Source organism: Cupriavidus basilensis OR16 (assembly GCF_000243095.1).
Classification (GTDB): Bacteria; Pseudomonadota; Gammaproteobacteria; order Burkholderiales; family Burkholderiaceae; genus Cupriavidus; species Cupriavidus basilensis_D.
Window position 1 is genome coordinate 31,399 of sequence record NZ_AHJE01000147.1, and the last position, 17,418, is coordinate 48,816.

12 protein-coding genes and 3 pseudogenes are annotated in these 17,418 nt (G+C 67.6%); 13 read left to right on the forward strand and 2 right to left on the reverse strand.

What is annotated here, in order from left to right; all coding sequences use genetic code 11:
- The first annotated feature begins 16 nt into the window (after positions 1–16).
- From OR16_RS35905 to OR16_RS42225, 4 genes and pseudogenes are all read left to right on the forward strand, one after another.
- On the forward strand, positions 17–1,558 hold the full coding sequence (locus tag OR16_RS35905; RefSeq protein ID WP_006163900.1) for an amidase: 1,542 nt from the start codon (positions 17–19) through the stop codon (positions 1,556–1,558).
- Between the two features lie 417 nt (positions 1,559–1,975).
- On the forward strand, positions 1,976–3,430 hold the full coding sequence (locus OR16_RS35910; protein WP_006163901.1) for a cytochrome ubiquinol oxidase subunit I: 1,455 nt from the start codon (positions 1,976–1,978) through the stop codon (positions 3,428–3,430).
- Positions 3,431–3,435: 5 nt separating this feature from the next.
- Positions 3,436–4,031: pseudogene (locus tag OR16_RS35915) on the forward strand (cytochrome d ubiquinol oxidase subunit II).
- Entirely contained in the window at positions 4,031–4,195 is a 165-nt protein-coding gene (locus OR16_RS42225; RefSeq protein WP_006163902.1) for a DUF2474 family protein, read from the forward strand. The pseudogene OR16_RS35915 and the gene OR16_RS42225 overlap by 1 nt, the downstream one beginning before the upstream one ends.
- 76 nt (positions 4,196–4,271) lie before the next feature.
- Here OR16_RS42225 and OR16_RS35920 read toward each other — a convergent pair whose 3' ends face one another.
- Complete coding sequence (locus tag OR16_RS35920; protein ID WP_006163903.1) at positions 4,272–5,036, reverse strand: SDR family NAD(P)-dependent oxidoreductase; 765 nt, start codon at positions 5,034–5,036, stop codon at positions 4,272–4,274.
- A gap of 152 nt (positions 5,037–5,188) precedes the next feature.
- Here OR16_RS35920 and OR16_RS35925 point away from each other — a divergent pair, with 152 nt between their 5' ends.
- From OR16_RS35925 to OR16_RS35960, 9 genes and pseudogenes are all read left to right on the forward strand, one after another.
- Positions 5,189–5,785: a TetR/AcrR family transcriptional regulator gene (locus OR16_RS35925; RefSeq protein ID WP_006163904.1), complete on the forward strand. Its 597-nt coding sequence runs from the start codon at positions 5,189–5,191 to the stop codon at positions 5,783–5,785.
- A gap of 50 nt (positions 5,786–5,835) precedes the next feature.
- The gene (locus tag OR16_RS35930; protein ID WP_006163905.1) at positions 5,836–7,152 is read left to right on the forward strand and encodes an MFS transporter; all 1,317 of its coding nucleotides are present in this window, start codon (positions 5,836–5,838) and stop codon (positions 7,150–7,152) included.
- A 396-nt stretch (positions 7,153–7,548) separates the two neighbouring features.
- Complete coding sequence (locus OR16_RS35935) at positions 7,549–9,564, forward strand: LamG-like jellyroll fold domain-containing protein (protein ID WP_043422476.1); 2,016 nt, start codon at positions 7,549–7,551, stop codon at positions 9,562–9,564.
- Between the two features lie 30 nt (positions 9,565–9,594).
- Positions 9,595–9,771, forward strand: a complete 177-nt coding sequence (locus tag OR16_RS44725) for a hypothetical protein (protein ID WP_006163907.1) — start codon at positions 9,595–9,597, stop codon at positions 9,769–9,771.
- 79 nt (positions 9,772–9,850) lie between these two features.
- Positions 9,851–12,019 (forward strand): phosphocholine-specific phospholipase C, encoded by a 2,169-nt coding sequence (locus OR16_RS35940; RefSeq protein ID WP_043422477.1) that lies wholly within the window; start codon positions 9,851–9,853, stop codon positions 12,017–12,019.
- A gap of 148 nt (positions 12,020–12,167) precedes the next feature.
- A complete protein-coding gene (locus tag OR16_RS35945; protein ID WP_006163909.1) occupies positions 12,168–13,037 on the forward strand; it encodes a LysR substrate-binding domain-containing protein in 870 nt (289 codons plus the stop codon).
- A 137-nt stretch (positions 13,038–13,174) separates the two neighbouring features.
- A complete protein-coding gene (locus tag OR16_RS35950) occupies positions 13,175–13,885 on the forward strand; it encodes an HAD family hydrolase (RefSeq protein WP_006163910.1) in 711 nt (236 codons plus the stop codon).
- Positions 13,886–14,033: 148 nt separating this feature from the next.
- A pseudogene (locus OR16_RS35955) lies at positions 14,034–15,065 on the forward strand (M14 family zinc carboxypeptidase).
- Complete coding sequence (locus OR16_RS35960) at positions 15,062–15,829, forward strand: alpha/beta fold hydrolase (protein WP_006163912.1); 768 nt, start codon at positions 15,062–15,064, stop codon at positions 15,827–15,829. The pseudogene OR16_RS35955 and the gene OR16_RS35960 overlap by 4 nt, the downstream one beginning before the upstream one ends.
- 1 nt (position 15,830) lies before the next feature.
- Here the strand turns inward: OR16_RS35960 and OR16_RS35965 are convergent.
- Positions 15,831–17,241: pseudogene (locus OR16_RS35965) on the reverse strand (trehalase family glycosidase).
- Positions 17,242–17,418 lie beyond the last annotated feature (177 nt).

The following is a 17,418-nucleotide window of genomic DNA, read 5'->3' on the forward strand; positions in this document are numbered from 1 at the left end:
GCCAGAGAGTGTCACCATGACCCAGAACGATAGCTTGCTCGCCCAATCCGCCGTGGCGCTGCGCCGCATGATCGGCAGCAAGGAGATCTCGCCCGTTGAGCTGCTGGAGGCGTGCATCGCCCGCATCGAGGCGGTCAACCCCTTCATCAACGCCATCACCGCCACCTGCTACGGCCGCGCCCGCGAAGAAGCCCGCGCGGCCGAGCGCGCCGTGCTCGACGGCGCGCCGCTGGGCCTGCTGCACGGCCTGCCGCTGGGCGTGAAGGATCTGGAAGCCACGGATCTGGAAGCCACGGCAGGCCTGCTCACCACCTACGGCTCGCCGCTGTACCGCGACAACGTGCCCAGCGCCGACAACGTGCTGGTCGCCCGACTGCGCGCGGCCGGCGCCATCGTCACCGGCAAGACCAACATCCCGGAGATGGGTGCGGGCGCCAATTCGCGCAACGCGGTGTGGGGCGCCACCGGCAACCCCTTCAACCCCAACCTGAATGCAGGGGGATCCTCGGGCGGCTCCGCTGCCGCGCTGGCAACCGACATGCTGCCGGTGTGCACCGGCTCGGACACCGGCGGCTCGCTGCGCATCCCTGCGGCCAAATGCGGCGTGGTGGGCTTCCGCCCGTCGCCCGGCGTAGTGCCCAGCTCCCGCAAGCTGCTCGGCTGGACGCCAATCTCCGTGGTGGGCCCGATGGGCCGCACCGTGGCCGACGCCTGCCTGCAACTGGCGGCCTCGGCCGGCGTCTCGGCCAGCGACCCGCTCACCTATGCGCTCGACCCGATGTCCTTCCTGCTGCCGGCCAATGTCGACCTGGGCTCGCTGCGGGTGGGATGGACCGAGGATTTCGGCGTCTGCGCGGTCGACAACCAGATCCGCCAGGTCATGCGCGACAAGATCGCGGCCATGCGGCACCTGTTCCGCCGTTGCGACGAAATCCGCTTCGACCTGGGCGAGGCGCACCGCTGCTTCGACGTGCTGCGCGCCGAGAGCTTTGTCGCTGGCATGCACGAGGCCTACCAGCGCGATCCGCAGAGCCTGGGCCCGAACACCCGCGCCAATTACGTGATGGGCGCGGCCATGTCGCTGGGCGACAGCGCCTGGGCGCAGGCCGAGCAGACCCGCATCCTGGGCCGTTTCCAGGCCGCCTTTGAAGACTACGACGTGATCCTGTCCCCGACCACGCCGGTCTCGCCGTTCCCGTGGACCAGCCTCTACGCCGAGACCATCAATGGTGAACCGCAGGAGAACTACTACCGCTGGCTGGCGCCAACCTATGTGGTGACGCTCACCACCCACCCCGCCATCAGCCTGCCCTGCGGCCTGGACCATGCCGGCATGCCGTTCGGCCTGCAGGTGGTGGGACGCTTCCGCGCCGATCACCACACGCTGGGCGTGGCGCACGCCATGGAGCAAGCCTTTGCGGGGTCGGACGCACTGCGCCGTCCGCTGCCGCGCCTGGACCAGTTGCGCGCCGCGGTGCCGGACCTGAAATCGATCGTCACCGCGCCGCCAGTGCTGGACGGCTCGTCGGGCGGTTCCGCTTCGGTATCGGCCGTGTAGCGCGGCCCCTGCCGCGCTACACGGCATTGCCAATCAACGCTGCGGCGTCTTCTGCACAAGGCGTCGTTGGCACGGAACTGATCCGGTCTTTTTCTTCGTCGTTGCTTCTGTTATCCATCGCAAGCTACCGGTAGCATGTTGTCCATGGCATACCGCCAACCTCCCAGCCTCACGGCTGACCCCACCCATGGACATCCCTGCTTCAAGCCCAGCCGCCTCGGCGGCGCATCTCCTTCTGCCTGCCACATCCCCCGGCCACTTGCTCCGCCACCCAGCCCACGAAAAAGCGCACCTCTGGACGCTCCGCCTGTGGTCTACTCTACGTGCGCGTACGCTTGCGCCTGCAACGCAACGTGCATGGACCGCGCCCGAGCTGGCCGGCCGGGCCCGTTCCCAATGCCCCACGGAGATCAAGCTATGTTTGGTTTGAGCGCACTCGACCTGGCACGGATCCAGTTCGGTTTCACGATTTCCTTCCATATCATCTTCCCGGCCATCACCATCGGCATGGCGAGCTACCTGGCCGTGCTGGAGGGCTGCTGGCTGCGCACGCAAAACACGGTCTACCGCGACCTCTATCACTTCTGGTCCAAGATCTTTGCCGTCAACTTCGGCATGGGCGTGGTGTCGGGGCTGGTCATGGCGTACCAGTTCGGCACCAACTGGAGCTTCTTCTCGGACTTCGCCGGCAGCGTGACCGGCCCCTTGCTGGCCTATGAGGTGCTGACCGCATTCTTCCTGGAGGCGGGCTTCCTGGGCGTGATGCTGTTTGGCTGGAGCCGGGTCGGCCCTGGCCTGCATTTCTTCGCCACGCTGATGGTGGCCCTCGGCACGCTGATCTCGGCCACGTGGATCCTGGCTTCCAATAGCTGGATGCAAACCCCGCAGGGCTTCGAGATCGTCGATGGCCGCGTGGTGCCCGTGGACTGGCTGGCGGTCATCTTCAACCCGTCATTCCCGTACCGCCTCGTGCATATGAGCGTGGCGGCCTTCCTCGCCACCGCGCTGTTCGTGGGCGCATCCGCGGCCTGGCACCTGCTGCGCCGGCGCGACAACCCGGCCATCCGCAAGATGCTGTCGATGGCGATGTGGATGCTGCTGATCGTGGCGCCGATCCAGGCCGTCATTGGCGACATGCACGGCATCAACACGCTCAAGCACCAGCCGGCCAAGATCGCCGCGCTTGAAGGCCACTGGGAAAACCACGGCGACGAACCGCTGCCGCTGATCGTGTTCGGCTGGCCCGACATGGCGCGCGAGGAAACCCGCTTTGCGGTAGAGATCCCGCGCCTGGGCAGCCTTATCCTCACCCATAGCCTGGATGGCCAGATCCAGGGCCTGAAAGAGTTCGCACCGCAGGACCGGCCCAACTCCACCATCATCTTCTGGAGCTTCCGTGTGATGGTGGGCTTGGGCATGCTGATGATCCTGCTCGGCCTCTGGAGCCTGCTGCTGCGCCGAGGCGGCACGCTGTTCCACTCGCGCGCGTTCCTGCGCATGGCGCTATGGATGGGCCCGGCCGGGCTGATCGCGATCCTGGCCGGCTGGTTCACCACCGAGATCGGGCGCCAGCCATGGATCGTCTACGGCGTGATGCGCACCGCAGACGCGGTCTCGCCGCACGGCGTGCCGGAGCTGGCGTTCTCGCTCGCGCTGTTCGTGGTGGCTTATTTCTTCGTGTTCGGCGTGGGCATCGCCTACATGATGCGGCTGGTGCGCAAGGGCCCGGTCGAGCATGAGGGCGATCCGCAACCCGACGGTGGCCACGGCGTCGAAGGTACGCCTGCCAGACCATTGTCGGCCGTGGACGATCCTGGCGATGTACCGAACGCGGTCGCCTCCACTAACCGTCTGGCCGATAGCAGGAGCTGATCATCATGGGCATCGACCTCTCTCTGATCTGGGCCGTCATCATCTTTTTTGGCGTGATGATGTATGTGGTGATGGACGGTTTCGACCTGGGCATCGGCATGCTGTATCCGTTCGTGCCGGACCGCCATGACCGCGATGTGATGATGAACACCGTGGCACCGGTGTGGGACGGCAACGAGACCTGGCTGGTGCTGGGCGCCTGGCGGTCATCGTGGCAATCAGCATCTGGACGCCGCTGTCGCAGCCGCGCATTGCCGAGCGCTGGTTCAGCCTGCCCAACCTGTTCTGGTTCTCGCCGGTGCCGCTGCTGGTGGCGTTTGCCATGTTCCGGCTGATCCGCTCGTTGCAGCAGCATGCGCACCTGGCGCCGTTCATGTACACGCTGGCGCTGGTCTTCCTGGGCTATAGCGGGCTGGCGATCAGCGTGTGGCCGAACATCGTGCCGCCGGATATCTCGATCTGGGCCGCCTCCTCGCCGCCGCAAAGCCAGGGCTTTGCGCTGGTGGGGGCGCTGTTCATCATTCCCTTCATCCTGATGTACACGGTGTGGGCGTACTACGTGTTCCGAGGCAAGGTGAAACACGGCGAGGGGTATCACTGATGGCTGCGACGCAACATCGCAGGCGAGCGCAGGATGATGCGCCCAAGCCGTGGCTGAAACGGGTCGGGTGGATGGTGCTGATATGGGTGGCCAGCGTGGCGGCCCTGGGTGTGGCGGCGTTGGCGCTACGCTTGCTGATGCGGCTAGCCGGGATGCATAGCTGAGGTGCTCGTGATCGTGTGCCGGTTTGGTGCATTGAAGCAATCACCAAACCGGCACAGCCGGAAACTACGCGCCAGCTTACGCCGACAGCCCCCCATCCACCCCGATACTCTGCCCGTGGATAAACCGCCCGGCGGGCGATGCCAGCAACACGGCCAGCCCCGCCACATCCTTCGCCTCGCCAATCCGGCGCATCGGAATCCCGGCGGCCAGGCGCGCCTCCTGTTCCGGGTTGCCCCATAGCGCCTCGCGCGAGAATTCCGTGCGCACCGGCCCGGGGTTGATCGCATTCACGTTGATCCCCTTCGGCCCGAGCTCCAGCGCCAGGCTGCGCACCGCGCCGTCGGTGGCGGCCTTGGTGATGCTGTACATGCCGAGCATGGCCGAGCCGCGCTTGGCAGCGATGCTCGACATGAAGATGACAGCACCATCGCCACGCTCGATCATTTGCGGCGCCAGCGCATTGACCAGCACCAGATTGCCCCGCACATTGCCCGCCATGGCCTGCTCGAACGCCTCCGGGCCCTGGCTCAGCAACGCGCCGGCCGTGCCGCTGCCGGCCGCGTTCAGCACCAGCGCGTCCACCCGGCCGTAGGCGTCCAGCGCTAGCCGGGCAAATGCCTGGATGCTCTGCACGTTGCCGATATCGCAAGCAATGCCTTTGGCCTTGAAGCCCTCGCCTTCCAGCTCGGCCGCTACCGCTTCGGCAGTGGCCTGGTCACGGCCGGAAACGACGACAGCGGCGCCGCTGGCGCCCAGCGCCCGGGCCATTTCCAGGCCCATGCCCTTGGTGGAGCCGGTGATGACGGCAACGCGGCCGGTGAGATCGAACAAGTTCAGCATGACGGAATCTCCTGGTGAGGGAAGGAAGGCAACGCCGCCTGCATCGGTGATGCCATGGCGGCGTTCGCTTAAATGATGAGCAACATCTATTGAATAAATTATGGCCGTCATCTAAAATCCGGTCAAGCAAAGTTTCAGCAGGAGAGTTCGATATGGCGCGCGCATCACGAGAGCAGGCAGACAAGCATAGGGAGGCCATCGAACAGGCCTCCTCCAGGCTATTCCGCGAACGCGGGCTCAATGGCGTGAGCGTGGCCGAGCTGATGGCCGGCGCCGGGCTCACGCACGGGGGCTTCTATGGGCACTTCTCGTCCAAGGACGCACTGGCCGCCCTGGCGAGCAAGCGCGCCTTCGAGGAATCCGCGCGGCGCTGGTCGCGCCGCATCGAGCGCGCCGAGGGCGACAAGCAGGCCATGCGCGCCAACCTGGTCGGGCCCTACCTGACCCAGGCGCATTGCGCCAGCCCCGGCGACGGCTGCGCGGCGGTGGCGCTGGCGGGCGACGTTGCCCGCGAGCCCGCGGACAAGCCGGTACGCCAGGTCTACGTCGATGGCTTCAAGGTCATGGTCGAGGACTGGATGAAGACGATCGAGCATGCCGACCCGGCCGAGCGCCGCAAGCTGGCGCTGGGCCAACTGGCCACGCTGGTGGGCGCCATGACACTCGCGCGCGCCACCGAGGGCGATGCCCTTTCCGAGGACATTCTGGCTGCGGCGCGGGACATGTTGCTGGGCTCGAATTCGCGGTAACAACAACGGCCAACGCCGACGACAAACCCACTCCCCCTGGACCTCCATCCATGTTCGCTCAAGCGCTTTCCAGCCGGCTCGACCGGCGCGGCATCCACTATGCGTGGCTGATCGCTGCCATCACCTTTTGTGTGATGCTAACTACGTCGGCCGCGCTCGGCCTGCCCGGCGCCTTTCTCAAGCCGCTGACGCGCGAGATGGGTTGGGACACGGATCAGATCTCGTCCATCCTCGCCTTCCGCTTTGCGCTGTTCGGCCTGATGGCCCCGTTCTCGGCGATCCTGATGGAGCGTTTCGGCGTACGCAATGTGGTTTGGGCTGCCCTGGCGCTGATTGCCGGCGGCATGGCGCTGGCCACCGTGGCCACCGAGCTGTGGCAGTTGTTCATTGCCTGGGGCCTGATGCTCGGCGTTGGCTCCGGCCTGACCGCGCTGGTGCTCGCGGCCGTGGTCGCCAGCCGCTGGTTCAGCGCGCGGCGCGGGCTGGTGATCGGCATCCTGACCGCGAGCTCGGCGACCGGCCAGCTGGCGTTCCTGCCCGTGGCCGCCTGGCTGATCGAGCATATGGGCTGGCGCACCGCGGTGCTGCCGGTGCTGTTCGCGTGCGCGTTGCTGGCCGTGCTGGTGTTCTGCTTCATGCGCAACCGTCCCGCCGACGTGGGGCTGGCCGCGTTTGGCGAGGTGCCGGTGCATGTGCACGCCGCACCGGCACCACCCAGTGCACCCGCACCGCTGACCCTGCGCGGCCCGTTCGTGGTGCTGCGCGACGCCGCCCGCAACCAGACCTTCTGGATCCTGGCCGGCACCTTCTTTATCTGCGGGCTGAGCACCAACGGCCTGATCCAGACGCACTTCATCTCGCTGTGCGCGGACTTCGGCATGGCCGCCGTGCCGGCCGCCGGCGCGCTGGCGATGATGGGCGCATTCGACTTCGTCGGCACCATCCTTTCGGGCTGGCTGTCGGACCGCTATGACTGCCGCAAGCTGCTGTTCTGGTATTACGGCCTGCGCGGCCTGTCGCTGTTCTGGCTGCCGCACTCCACATTCACGCTGTACGGCTTGTCCATCTTCGCGATGTTCTACGGCCTGGACTGGATCGCCACGGTGCCGCCCACGGTGAAGCTGGCTGGCTCGGTGTTCGGCAAGGAGCGTGCCCCGATGGTGTTCGGCTGGATCTTTGCCGCCCACCAGGTCGGCGCCGCCACGGCCGCGTTTGGCGCCGGCCTGACCCGCACCCTGCTGCTGACCTATACACCGGCGCTGTACGCCGCCGGCGCGGCGTGCGTGGTGGCCGCGCTGCTGGCATTGATGGTCCGGCGCCCGAACACGCAGGCCAGCGGCACGGCCCCGCAGGCGGCCAAGGCCTGACGTCCGCGGCGCTCGCTGCCGCCCGCGTTGCCCCGTCATGACCGGGGCAACGCGGCACACCTGATCCCGGCCTGATCGCTGCCTTACCTCCCCGTTCCCCCGCCACTTCCCCGCCGCTTCCCCACCTTTCGTCGTCTTCCGCGGCCATTCCCGCAGCCGCGCATTTTTCCACGTTCTCCGCGTTTTCGTCTTCCTCCAGCGCGCCATCCTGGCAGGGCGTGTGCCTCCGCATGCCTGTCCCATCAAGAATACAAATGGGCGCATCAGCATTCTTTGCCTCCCTGTCACCCGCATGACAACCCCTTTTCTTACTCTGCCAACGCGTCACGGGGAGTGTGATTGGACGCGCCGCCAGAGCGGCGCGCCACGTTGGACAACAGAAAAGAGGAACCGGATATGGCATGGAAACAGCGGGCGCGCATGGCATGTGGCCTGGCCCTGGCGGGCACGGTAGCGGCATGCGGCGGCGGCAGCGACTCGCCGGCAGTGGTGACACCCGATCAGAACAACGTGAGCGGCGCAGGCGTCGGCAGCAAGAAGAAGGTGCTGCTGGTCGGCGTGGATGGCGCCACCTATAGCCAGCTGCAGAGCGGCATCGCCCAGCGCACGTTGCCTAACCTGGCCACGCTGTCGATCACGCCAGCATCGACCGGCGGCCGGCTCGGCACCACCACCGAGCAGGTTCCGCTTGCCGGCCCGAGCTGGGCCACGGTCCTCGCCGGCAACTGGGCGAACCGCCACGGCGTCAGCGACGACGTTGCCGTGGCCACCGGCATGCGCACGCCGAGCCTGTTTCAGTACTTGCGCGCCAACGCCGGCTCGAGCCAGCTGCGCCGTGGCGTCGCTTCCAGCGCGCCCGTGCTGCCAGCACTGCTCAAGGCCGACGTGGCCGCGGGCAATCTCGATTCGATGCGCGACTGCACCGCTGACGACAACTGCGTGGCACAAGAGGGCGTGAAGCTGGTGCAGTCCGGCTACGACGTGGTCTTCACCCAGTTCAGCGCTCCCGGCCTGGCCGCCGCCGCCCAAGGCTTCCAGGGTGGCAGCTACGCCACCGCGCTGTCCGCCTTCGACCAGGCACTCGGCAAGCTGCTGGCCGCCGTGCAGGCGAGCCGCCAGGCCAATGCGAATGAAGACTGGCTGGTAGCCGTGACCACCAGCCACGGCCTGGACGCGACGGGTTCCACCACCACGCTGCCGACGGTGCAAAACCGCACCACCTTCATCGCGCTCAACAAGCCCTTCAACGCAGCGGTGGCCAGCAACCTCCCGGCCGCGCCCGCTAGCGCGGACACCCTGGCGGCGCTGCCAACCGAGGCCGACCTGCTGCCGACCGTGCTCGCGCATGTCGGCGCGGCCCTGCCCGCCGCCACTTACCAGATCGATGGCTCGGCCTTGGCCGGCAACGCAGGCGCGCGGGCCATGCAGTCTGTCGTGGGCAGCAGCAACACCTCGGTGGTGCTGTCATGGCAAAACCCCACCACCGCCACCGGCGACATGACCCTGCTGCGCGACGGCGTGCAGGTCGCCACGCTGCCGGGCAGCACGTCCACCTATGAGGACAAGTCGATCACCGCGCCGGCCAGCGGCGTGTACCGCTTCAACTACACGCTGGTGCGCAATGGCGTGCCCACCTCGCTGCTGGCGCAGATCAACTACGTCAAGCCGATTGTGCTGGCCGACACGCTGCGCAACAACCTCGCGGCCTACTACAGCTTCGAGACCCTGCCGGCGGTGGACGCCAAAGGCACCACCACCATCGGCCCGTGGGTAGCCGGCACCGACGGCGGCTCGCTCGGCAGCGACAACTTCGGCGGCAAGTCGCTGAAGGTCGACTCGAGAATCGATGCCTACCAGCTCACGCAGAGCGGCGCCGATATCGCGCTCAGCCCGCAGTTCACGATCGGTTTCTGGTTCAAGTCCGACTGCACCCAGGGCAACGGCACCGGAGAGCCGATCCTGTCCAACAAGAACTATGTCTCGGGTAGCAACCCCGGCATCGCCCTTGGCCTGTTCGGCAGCTGCGAGATCCGCTTCAACATCGGCAGTGGCGGCAAGCGCGATGACATCCAGGGCATGAAGTTCAGCGCCAACCAGTGGGCCTACGTGGCCTTGTCGGTCAACGCCACGGCCAAGACCTTCAGCGCCTACATCATCGACCCGGCGCTCGGCCTGCAAAAAACCGAGAACAAGGCCATCGCCAACACCGATGTGACCAAGCTCAACGGCCTCGCCACCAAGGTCTGGGGCATCAACGACGATGCCACGCATGCCTATGTGCCGAACAACAGCGGCGCGCTCAAGGGCGTGATGGAGTTCAACGACCTGGCCATGTGGACACGCCAGCTCAGCCTGGCCGAGCTGCAGACCATTGCCGGCTCGCGCCAGCCGCTGTCCACGCTCAACCCCTGATACCCACTTCCCCCGAGAGCAAACGTGACCATGAAGCCTTCGATCTCTTTCTTCGCGCAGCCGGGCTGGCTGGCGGCACTGGTGCTGTGCGCCACGCTGACAGCTTGCGGCGGCGACTCCAACGACAGCAAGCCCGCCGATCCGGCGCAGCCCGGGCAGCCCGGGCAGCCGCCCGCGGTCACGCCGCAGTTGCGTTGCGCGCCATAACGAACAGCCGCTAACAGTAGCGCACCGCAGGGCATGCCCTATGCCCCGCACGAACCGAACAGTCCAGCAAAACACAAAGATGAGCCTTCACAGCAGACGCAAATTCCTCAAGATGGCCGGTGGCAGCGCCGCCGCCACCGCAGCGCTGGCCGCCTTCCCGCCGTCGATCCGGCGCGCGCTGGCGATTCCCGCCAACAACGCCACCGGCACCATCCGCGATGTGGAGCACGTGGTGATCCTGATGCAGGAAAACCGCTCCTTCGACAATTACTTCGGCACGCTGCAGGGCGTGCGCGGCTTTAGCGATCGCTTTACGATCCCGTTGGCCGGCGGCCTGAACGTCTGGCAGCAGACCTTCACCAACCGCATCGTGCAGCCCTACCATCTGGACAGCACCACCGGCAATGCGCAACGCGTCAGCGGCACGCCGCACAGCTACCCCGACGCCCAGAACGCCTGGGACCTGGGCCGCATGAACAAGTGGCCCACCTACAAGAACACCCAGTCGATGGGCTACTACACCCAGACCGAGCTGGACTTCCAGTTCGCACTTGCCGATGCCTTCACGCTGTGCGACGCCTACCACTGCGGCTTCCATGGCGGCACCAACACCAACCGCCTGTTCCACTGGACCGGCACCAACGACCCCACCGGCGCCAATGGCGGCCCGGTGATCGACAACAGCGGCGACTCCATGGGCGCCTCCACCGGCGGCTACCGCTGGACCACGTACCCGGAACGCCTGCAGGCGGCGGGCGTGAGCTGGAAGCTGTACCAGAACATGCCGGACAACTTCACCGACAATCCGCTGGCTGGCTTCGTGCAGTACCGCAAGGCCAACGAGGCGCGGGGCAATACGTCCAATGGCAGCCCCTACCCGCCCTACACCATCGCCGACGACGTCATCAACCCGCTCATCAAGGGCATCGGCAACACCATGCCGGACGGCGGCTTCCTGCAAGCGCTGAAGGATGACATCGCCGCGGGCAGCCTGCCGCAGGTGTCGTGGATCGTGGCGCCGGCGACCTACTCCGAGCACCCGGGGCCGTCCAGCCCGGTGCAAGGCGCCTGGTACACGCAGGAAGTGCTCAATGCGCTGACGGCCAACCCGGACATCTGGAGCAAGACCGTGCTCCTGATCAACTTCGACGAGAACGACGGTTTCTTCGACCATGTGCCGCCGCCCTGCGCGCCTGCCTATGACGCCAACGGCGTGCTCGCCGGCAAGTCCACCGTCGCCACCGACGGTGAGTACCACACCGACTTGCATCCCTACGGCCCTGGCCCCCGCGTGCCGATGTACGTGGTCTCGCCGTGGAGCCGTGGTGGCTGGGTCAACTCCCAGGTGTTCGACCACACCTCGGTGCTGCGTTTCCTGGAGGCGCGCTTCGGCGTCGCCGAGATCAATATCAGCCCGTACCTCCGCGCCATCTGCGGCGACATGCTGTCGGCATTCAACTTCGTCAGCCCGAACAGCGCGGCCCTGCCTGCGATCCCCAACCGCACCAAGACCGTTGCCGACGGCGTGCGCACCGCGCAGGAAGCCAAGGCACAGGTAGCGCTGCCCACCGTGGCCTTCCAGACCGCCAACCCGGCCACCCAGCCGGTGGGCACGCGGCCCTCGCGCGCGCTGCCTTACGAGCTGCATGTCAGCGGCCGCGAGGATCCGGGCCGCCAGGATCCCAACAGCAAGGGCATGTGGCTGCTGTTCAGCAACACCGGCACCGCCACCGCGGTCTTCCACGTTTATGACCGCCTGCACCTGGACCGCGTGCCGCGCCGCTATGCGGTCGAACCGGGCAAGCAGCTTAACGGCGTTTGGGACGTCTTCGCCGCTGACAACGGCAAATACGACCTGTGGGTGCTGGGCCCGAATGGCTTCCATCGCGCCTTCCAGGGCGACGTCAGCACCGTGACTGCAGCCGGCGGCACCGCGCCGGAAATCCGGGTGTGCTACGACATCGCCAATGCCGCGGTCTACCTGACCATGATCAATACCGGCGCCACGGCCTGCACCTTCACCGTCACGCCCGCCGCCTACCGCGACGACGGCCCCTGGACCTTCGACATCCCGGCGGGCAAGCAGCTCGACCAGCACTGGCCCGTGGGGCTGCAAGGCAACTGGTACGACTTCGTCGTGACCACCACCCAGGGCAGCTTCCGGCGCCGCTTCGCCGGCCGGCTGGAGACAGGCGCCGACGGCGTCTCCGACCCCGCCCAGGGCAAGCCCGCACGGGCAGTGCCCTGAACGCAGCCCGGGCCGCACGCGCCGGCCCGGGCTTGCCTGCCATCCCTGCTTCTTCGCCGCGCCGCCGCGCCCGTGGCCGCGCGGCGAAGAACTGTCATAAATCGCCGCTAGACTGGCGCGCTTCTCGTAATCCCCACGGAAACCCCCCATGCTCGGCGACCTGCTGACGACGTTCTATGAAGTGGCCAGGCAAGGCAGCATCACCACCGCCGCCAAGCAACTGCGCGTAAGCCAGCCCACGGTCACGGGCCGCATCCGCCAGCTGGAAGAGAACTACGGTGTGGAGCTGTTCTACCGGCGCGCCGGCCGCGTCGACCTGAGCGACGTCGGCGTGGCCCTGATGCCGGTGGTGGAGCAGTTGATGCAGCACGAAGGCAGCGCGGATTTCCTGCTGCGCAATGCCGGCAACCTGCATCTCGGCCACCTGCGCATCGGCGCTACCGGGCCCTATTACATCCTGAAGAGCGTGGCCGCGTTTCGCGAGCGCTATCCCGCCATCGAGATCAGCATCGATATCGGCAATTCGCAGCAGATGCTGGATGCGCTGATCGAGTACCGCATCGACGTCGCCGTATCCTCGCATGCCGTCGACGACGATCGCCTGGCCCGCATCACCCTGGCCTCCGACCCGATGGTGCTGGTGGTCAACCCCGCCCACCCGCTGGCGCGCGCGCCCAGCGTCAGCCTGGCGCAGCTGGCAACCTGCCACCTGCTGATCCGCGAGCACGGCTCGATGACGCGCAAGGCCACCGAGACCGCGCTGGACGACGCCGGCCTGCCGCTGCCGTCCAGCACCGTGATCGGCAGCCGCGAAGCCATCTACGAAGCCATTCGCCAGGGGCTTGGCGCGAGTGTGGTGCCCCTGGGGGAAGTGCCGCGCGACCCGGCGCTGTGCGTGGTGCCGTTTGCCAGCCAGCCGCCAGTGCTGCACGAATACCTCTATTGCTTGCAGGGCCGCACGCATACGCGGCTGATTGGCGCCTTCCTGGAATGCCTCGCGCCGCGCAAGGCGGCGTAAGTGCCATCGGCGGCGTGAGCAAGCGGCGCAACGCCGGCAAAAATCCCTGATAACCGTATTGGGATTCTTGCGCCGCGCTTCATCCGTGGGTCATTGCGGGTAGGCATGCTTGCCGCTTTTCCGACCGGAGACGGCGCATGTCCTGCCTTGCCTTGTTTGACCTTGACCACACCTTGCTACCGCTGGATAGCGAATATGAATGGGCACGCTACCTGGTGGACGCCGGCGCGGCCGATGCCAGCGAGGTCGAAGCCAACAACGCGCTATGGCTAGCCGAATACACCGCCGGACGCCTGGACTTCCACCGCCATGCCGCGTTTGCGCTAGGCCTGCTGGCACGCCATCCGCGCGCGCACCTGGAGGCCTTGCGCAGCGGCTTCATGCGCGACGTGATCGTGCCGGCCATCCGCCCGGAAGCGCGCGCGCTGCTGGCCACGCACCAGGACGCCGGCGATCTTTGCTGCATCGTCACCGCCACCTGCCGCTTCGTCACCGAGCCGATCGCCGAGGCACTCGGCGTCGCGCACCTGCTGGCGGTAGAGGCCGGATGCGATGCGTCGGGCAATTTCACGGGCGCCCTGGAAGGCGTGCCGAGCTTCGGGGCGGGCAAGATCGAGCGCGTGACGCATTGGCTGGATTCGCTCGGCATGGCGTGGGCGCAGTTCGAGCGCACTGTGTTCTATAGCGACTCGCGCAACGATATACCGCTGCTCGAAGCCGTCAGCCATCCGGTGGCCACCAACCCGGATGCCGCGCTGCGCGCGCTGGCGGACACGCGCGGCTGGCCGCTGCTGATGCTGTTTGCTTCACCCACGGCCGAGCCCGCGCCGGCACTAGCCACGGCCTGACGCTGCGCGCCAGTCACGGGGCTTTCACAAAACGGGGGGATGATGGCGGGCACGCTTTTGTAACCCGACTGGCCGCCAGCGCCTATATTGACGTTGACGCCCTGACAATCGACTATCGCATCGCCCCCCCAAGGAGCCGCCCTCGCCCATGGCGCAGCCACCCAACGCAGGCAGTTTCGCTGAAATGCAGCAACTGGAGAGCATCCTGGAAGCCGGCGCCAGCCGCCTGGATGCCTGCCGCGTCGGCGAGGTGCACGCGGCGGCCAGCGCTTTCCCCTCTACACCGCCAGCATCGGGGCGAACGATCCACGCGCGCCCGCCATCGGTTTTTTTTGCCGGCATCCATGGCCTGGAGCGCATCGGCACGCATCTGCTGCTCGACTATATGCGCATGCTGCTGTGGCGCCTGGAGTGGGACGAGCTGCTGGAACGCCAGTTGCAATCGGTGCGGCTCGTGTTCATGCCGATCGTCAACCCGGGCGGCATGTGGGCCGGCGCGCGCGCCAACCCCAATGGCGTGGACCTGATGCGCAACGCACCGCAGGACGCGATTGGCCGGGTGCCGCCACTGGCGGGCGGCCAGCGCGTGGGGGCCTGGCTGCCGTGGTACCGCGGCAAGCTCGGCGCGCCCATGGAGGTGGAAAGCGCGGTCATGCTGCAAGTGGTGGAGCAGCAGTTGCAGGGGCGGCCCTTGAGCTTCGCGCTGGATTGCCACTCCGGCTACGGCTGGGGCGACAGTATCTGGTTTCCCTACGCGCGCACCGCCGCTCCCATGCCGCACCTGCCCGAGATGTATGCCCTCAAGACCATGTTCGAGCAGGCGCATCCACACCACGGCTACGCCTTCGAGCCGCAGAGCCGCCAGTACCTGCTGCACGGCGACCTGTGGGACTGGGCCTACGACCACACGCCGCCCGGCAACATCTTCCTGCCGATGACGCTGGAACTGGGTTCCTGGCTGTGGATCAAGAAGAATCCCCGCCAGTTGTTCTCGCGCCAGGGCTTCTTCAATCCGGTCAAGGCGCATCGCACCGCGCGCGTGCTGCGCCGGCATGCCAACCTGCTGGATTTCCTGGCCCGCGTGGCCTACGCGCCCGAGCGCTGGCTGCCACGCGGGCAACGCCGCCAGGAACTGCTCGACCGCGCCAACGCGCAGTGGCCCTGGGGACCGCCCGGATGAGCGACTGGATCCTGCTGCGCGGCCTGACGCGCGAAGCGCGGCACTGGGGCGTCTTGCCGGGGGTGCTGCAAACCAGCGCCGGCATCGGGCCCGTCACCATGCTGGACCTGCCTGGCAACGGCGTGGAGGTGGCCGGGCGCGCGCCGTCCGGCGTGCCTGCGATGGTGGCGTTCCTGCGCGAGCGGGCCGCCAGGCAGGGGCTGGCGCGGCCGTACCGGCTGCTGGCGATGTCGCTGGGCGCCATGGTGGCGGCGGAATGGGCGCAGCGGCACCCGGAGGAGATCGGCGCGCTGGTGCTGGTCAACACCAGCATGCGGCCCTTCTGCAGCGTGGCCGAGCGGCTGCCGCCGCGCAACTGGCCGGCACTGCTCGGCATGGCGCTGTGCTGGCACAACGCCCCTTACTGCGAGCGCATCGTCTACCGGCTGACCTGCAACGCCAGCGCGGCCATCGAGACCGATGTCGCCGCATGGCGCGCGATTCGCGGCAGCGCGCCGGTGAGCCGGGCCAATGCCCTGCGCCAGCTATGGGCCGCGGCGCGCTATCACGCGCCGCGCACGCCGCCGGCCTGCCCGACCCTGGTACTGTCGTCGGCGGCGGATCATCTGGTCGACCCGGTGTGCTCCGCGCACCTTGCCCAGGCATGGGGCGCACAGCATCGCCGCCATCCCTGGGCGGGGCATGATCTGCCGCACGACGATCCGGCCTGGCTGGCCGCGACGGTAGCGCGATGGCTGGCGGCCCCCGGCCAGCGCCAACGATAGGCTACGGCTTCACACCCGCACGGCAGCGGCAAGCCGCATGCGCGGGGTGCTCCTGCAGCAGCCTGCGCACCACACCGTTGGTCCAGCCAAAGCCGTCCTGCAACGGATACTCCCCGCCCCCGCCGCCCAGCGCGCCATCTTCCGCGGCATACAGGGCGTACTTCTCCACCAGCTTGTATTCACGCTGGTAAAAGCTCGCAACGGTCAGCAGCCAGCGATGCGCGATCTCGTGCGCAAGCGCGCCTTGCCCGTAACGCGCAAACCCGCCGATCGCCAGCCACTGCAGCGGCGCCCAGCCGTTGGGCTGGTCCCACTGCTCGCCGCTGATGTGCTCGGTGGTGGCGAGCCCGCCCGGCTGCAGCAGCCGTGCTGCCACGGTTTGCGCCACGCGGGCCGCCTGCGCGGCATTGGCTGCGCCGACGTAGAGCGGCACCACCGTGGCCGCCGTCAGGCTGGCGCGAGCGCGCCTGCGCGCGCTGCAGGAAGACCGGTGCGTCGGCGTCGCCAGCAGCCTGCGCCAGTTCGGCGAGCTTGTGTTCCAGCTTGAACAACAGGCAATTGAGGTCCACCGGCAGGATTGCCGTGGTGCGAACGCTCTGCAGCCCGCCGCCGGGTTCCTGCCAGCGCGAGCTGAAATCCCAGCCCGATTCGGCCGCGGCACGCAGGTCGCGGAATACCTCGGCCGCGGGCCGCGTGGACAACGCGGCCGTGCTGACGTCCTCGATATAGGCTTCCTCGCGCGGGGTGGCGCGCTCGTCCCAGTACCGGTTCAGCAGGCTGCCGTCGGCCAGCCGGACCACCCGCCGGCAAGCCTGCCCGGGCGCAAGATGCCCGGCGCCGCGCATCCAGAATGCGTACTCCTTGCGCAACTGCGGCAGATAGGCGAGTTCCGGCTGCACGCCATGGTCCTCGAACAGCTCCACCATCAGCGCGAACACCGGCGGCTGCGAACGGCTCAGGTAGTAGGTGCGCGTGCCATTGGGGATCACGCCATAGGTGTCGAGCAGGTAGGAGAAATTATCCGCCATGCCGCGTAGCAGGCCGGCCTGCCCGCTGCCGGTCAGGCCGAGCATGGTGAAGTAGGAATCCCAGTAGTAGAGCTCGGAGAAACGGCCGCCCGGCACCACGTAGGCATGCGGCAGCGGCAATAGCGAGCATTGCGGCGGGTGCCGCGCGGGATGCCGGGTCAGCACCGCCCATAGCCCGTCGATGTGGTCGGCCAGCGGCTGGTCGGGGTCGGATTCGTAGCAACGGCGCGGCACCTCCGGCAGCACGAAGTGCGCATGCACGAAGGCGGCAAGGTCAAAGCCGGTCTCGCCGGCGCGAGCGCGATAGGCGGCCAGGATGGTTGCCGGATCCTGGCGGGGCATGGCGTCGGTGAAGGTCTTGCTGTCGGGGAAGACGCGGCCCATCTGCACCGCCACGAACAGCTCCTGGTAGCGATCGGCGGGCGTGAGGGGGTCGGCGTGCGCGCAGCCCGGCAAGCGGTGCGGGGCGAGTGCCTGGCCGCCGGTGGGATCGTCCACTTCGCGCACATGGGGCGAGCTGGCCGAGCCGCCTTCCTCGATGGTGGTGCGTGATGCCACTGC